Annotated in this window: 3 protein-coding genes; all 3 read left to right on the top strand. The window is 66.6% G+C overall.

Annotation, left to right across the window (positions count from 1 at the left end; genetic code table 11):
- Positions 1-95 precede the first annotated feature (95 nt).
- From urtB to urtD, 3 genes are read left to right on the top strand one after another with little or no spacing between them, the layout of a single operon-like run.
- Positions 96-1,685: an urea ABC transporter permease subunit UrtB gene (urtB, locus tag ACIQ09_RS21845; RefSeq protein WP_398314475.1), complete on the top strand. Its 1,590-nt coding sequence runs from the start codon at positions 96-98 to the stop codon at positions 1,683-1,685.
- Between the two features lie 15 nt (positions 1,686-1,700).
- The gene (gene urtC, locus ACIQ09_RS21840; protein WP_398314473.1) at positions 1,701-2,912 is read left to right on the top strand and encodes an urea ABC transporter permease subunit UrtC; all 1,212 of its coding nucleotides are present in this window, start codon (positions 1,701-1,703) and stop codon (positions 2,910-2,912) included.
- A 2-nt stretch (positions 2,913-2,914) separates the two neighbouring features.
- On the top strand, positions 2,915-3,766 hold the full coding sequence (gene urtD / locus ACIQ09_RS21835; RefSeq protein ID WP_296404756.1) for an urea ABC transporter ATP-binding protein UrtD: 852 nt from the start codon (positions 2,915-2,917) through the stop codon (positions 3,764-3,766).
- Positions 3,767-3,845: the final 79 nt, after the last annotated feature.

The raw sequence follows: 3,845 nt of genomic DNA, 5'->3' as shown, positions 1-3,845 counted from the left end.
AGCCGCCCGCGACCCGCCAAACCGGCACGGTCCGTTGATCGATGTCCGCGGGCGGCGGAAGCCGCCCCTACACCACCCGCATCCGGGGAACACCCATGAAACGACTTCTCTTTCTGATCAGCCTGTGTCTGTGGGCTGGCGGCGTGGCCGCAGCCCTGGACCCGGCCAAGCTCAAGGACCTGGCCTCGGACGACTTCGACGTCAAGCAGGCCGCCGTGGCCGCCCTGGCCGCCGCCGGTGATGATGCCGACGCCCAGCGTCTGCTCAAGGCACTGTCCGAGGATGCCGCGGCCGTGGCTGGCGAGCGGCTCGTCATCGTGGCCGGTGACCAGGTGCTGGATGCCGCCACGGGCGCAGCGATCAAGCCTGCGCCGGCCAATCCCGAATCCATCAATCTCAACAACAGCCTGCGTCAGCAGGTGGATGGCGCCCTGGCTGCCGTGCGCCTGCTGTCCTCCGATCGGGCCGAACGCATCACCGCGGCCCGGGCCCTGCTGGCCGACATGGGCGAGGGTGCGCCCCTGCTGCCCCTCTTCGACAAGGCCCTGGCCCAGGAGCAGGACGGCGAGATCAAGCCCATCCTGGCCCAGCTTGCCGCCCAGGCTGCCCTGGGCAGCCCCGACGTGGCGCGCCGCCTGCAGGCCGTGCGTGAGCTGTCCGGTTCGGGCAGTGCGGCGGTCAAGGCGCTGCTGCTGCCGCTGCTGGACGCCGCCAATGAACCGGATGAAAAGGTGCGCCTGGAGACCGGCACGGCCATCAAGGCCATCGACGCGCGCCTGGCCTGGAGCGACACCGCCGGCCAGATCTTCACCGGCATCTCCCTGGGTTCGATCCTGCTGCTGGCGGCCCTCGGGCTGGCCATCACCTACGGGGTGATGGGCGTCATCAACATGGCCCACGGCGAGCTGCTGATGGTGGGCGCCTACTCGGCCTACGCCATGCAGGCCCTGTTCCGGGCCAAGTTTCCGGAGTTCGTCGATTACTACGTGCTGGCGGCGGTGCCGGTGGCCTTCTTCGTGGCCGCGGCCGTGGGCATGCTGATGGAGCGCACGGTGATCCGGCATCTGTATGGCCGGCCGCTGGAAACCCTGCTGGCCACCTGGGGCCTCTCCCTGGTGCTGATCCAGGCAGCGCGCCTGCTCTTTGGCGCCCAGAACGTGGAAGTGGCCAACCCGGCGTGGATGTCCGGCGGCGTGCAGCTGGCCGAAAACCTCTCCCTGCCCTGGAACCGCCTGGTCATCGTGGCCTTCTCCGGCTTCGTGCTGCTGCTGGTGTGGCTGATGATGAACAAGACCCGCCTGGGCATGTTCGTCCGCGCCGTCACCCAGAACCGTCCCATGGCCGGCTGCGTGGGCGTGCCCACGGCGCGTATCGACACTCTGGCCTTCGGCATCGGCTCCGGCATCGCCGGGCTGGGTGGGGTGGCCCTGTCGCAGATCGCCAACGTGGGCCCCGACATGGGCCAGGGCTACATCGTCGATTCCTTCATGGTCGTCGTGCTGGGTGGCGTCGGCCAGCTGGCCGGCGCGGTTTGGGCGGCGCTGGGCCTGGGCGTGGTCACCAAGTTCCTTGAAGGCTGGGCCGGGGCGGTGATCGCCAAGATCCTGGTGCTGGTCTTCATCATCATCTTCATCCAGAAGCGACCCCAGGGGCTGTTTGCCCTCAAGGGCCGGTTCGTCGATTGAGCGGAGGACACGCCAATGCGCACACCTTTGACCGTCAAACTCTTCGCGGGCCTCGGCCCGCGGGGCTGGCTGGCCGTGGCGGCCGTCGCCTTCATCGCCTGGGTGCTGGTCCCCATGGCCCACCTGATGCTGCCGGAGAGCCACCCGCTGCATGTGTCCACCTACGCCATCACCCTCATCGGCAAGATCCTGTGCTACGCCGTGGTGGCGGTGGCCATGGACCTGATCTGGGGCTTTGGCGGCATCCTGAGCCTGGGCCACGGGCTGTTCTTCGCCCTGGGCGGCTACAGCTTCGGCATGTACCTGATGCGCCAGATCGGCCGTGAGGGCAGCTACCAGAGCGATTTGCCGGACTTCATGGTCTTCCTGGACTGGAAGGAACTGCCCTGGTACTGGACCGGCTCCGATCACTTCCTGTGGGCGCTGTTCCTGGCCATTGCGATACCCGGCGTGGTGGCCTGGATCTTTGGCTACTTCGCCTTCCGTTCCCGCATCAAGGGGGTGTATTTCTCGATCATCACCCAGGCCATGACCTACGCGGCCATGCGGTTCTTCTTCCGTAACGAGACCGGCTTTGGCGGCAACAACGGCTTCACCGACTTCAAGCGCATCCTGGGTTACTCCATCACCGCGCCGGAAACCCGGCTGGTGCTGTTCGGCCTGTCGGTGGCCCTGCTGCTCGCCGTGATCATCCTCGGCAAGGTGCTGATCGCCTCCAAGTTCGGCAAGGTGCTCACCGCCATCCGCGACTCGGAAAACCGCGTCATGTTCATCGGCTACAACCCGGTGCATTACAAGCTCTTCATCTGGACCCTGTCGGCCATGCTGTGCGGCCTGGCCGGTGCGCTCTACGTGCCCCAGGTGGGCATCATCAACCCCTCCGAAATGTCGGTGGCCAATTCCATCGAGATCGCCATTTGGGTGGCGGTGGGCGGGCGCGGCACCTTGATCGGGCCGGTGCTGGGCGCGGGCATCGTCAATCTGTCAAAGACGTGGTTCACCACCAGCTTCCCCGAATACTGGCTGTTCTTCCTGGGCCTGTTGTTCATCCTCGTTACCCTCTACCTGCCCCAGGGCGTGGTCGGGCTGTGGGCAAAGATCAAGGCCCGCCGGGCCGAGAAGGCCGCCATCGCCGCCTCCCGGGCTGAGGTGGCGGCCGCACCGGCGCCCCGCGCCCCGGCTGCCGATTCCAAGATGCCCAACGGCACTGCCGCCAAAGGAGCCTGAGCATGCGCGTCGAATCCTCCATCTCCCGTAACGCCCCGGCCGACGGCCAGCAGGAACACTGGGACGGGGCCGCCAACACCGGCCACGTGCTGAAGCCCGGCGAGCTCGACCTCTCCCACGGGGTCATGCTCTACCTGGACGACATCACGGTGAGCTTTGACGGCTTCCGCGCCCTCAACAAGCTGTCCCTGCAGATCGATACCGGCGAGCTGCGCTGCATCATCGGCCCCAACGGGGCGGGCAAGACCACCATGATGGACGTCATCACCGGCAAGACCCGGCCCGACTCGGGCAAGGCCTTCTTCGGCCAGACCATCGACCTGACCCGTCTCACGGAGCCGCAGATCGCCCACGCCGGCATCGGCCGCAAGTTCCAGAAGCCCACCATCTTCGAGAACCATTCGGTGTTCGAAAACCTGGAGCTGGCCCTGAAGACCGACAAGCGGGTGAAGAAGAGCCTGTTCGCCCGCCTGTTTGGCGACGACCTGGACAAGATCGCCGACACCCTCAGGCAGATCCGCCTTGCCGACCAGGCCGACCGGCCCGCCGGGCTGCTCTCCCACGGCCAGAAGCAGTGGCTGGAGATCGGCATGCTGCTGGTGCAGGACCCGAAGCTGCTGCTGCTGGACGAACCCGTCGCCGGCATGACCGACGACGAGACCGAGCGCACCGCCGAGCTTTTTGTGAGCCTCAAGGGCAAGCACTCGTTGATGGTGGTGGAGCACGACATGGCCTTCGTCGAAGCCCTGGGCGGCAAGGTCACGGTGCTATGCGAAGGCTCAGTGCTCGCCGAAGGCGACCTGGCCACCGTGCAGGCTGATCCAAGGGTCATCGAGGTATATCTGGGCCGCTGAGGCTAGTGGGCGTGACGTGTAGGGGCTGTAGGGGCGACTTCAGTCGCCCGCGGACTTCGATCAAGGGCATGCCTGTGAT

This window comes from Zoogloea sp. (genome assembly GCF_044344315.1).
Classification (GTDB): Bacteria; Pseudomonadota; Gammaproteobacteria; order Burkholderiales; family Rhodocyclaceae; genus Zoogloea.
The sequence above is the reverse complement of the archived record's forward strand: the minus strand, read 5'-3'. Positions and strand labels throughout refer to the sequence as shown.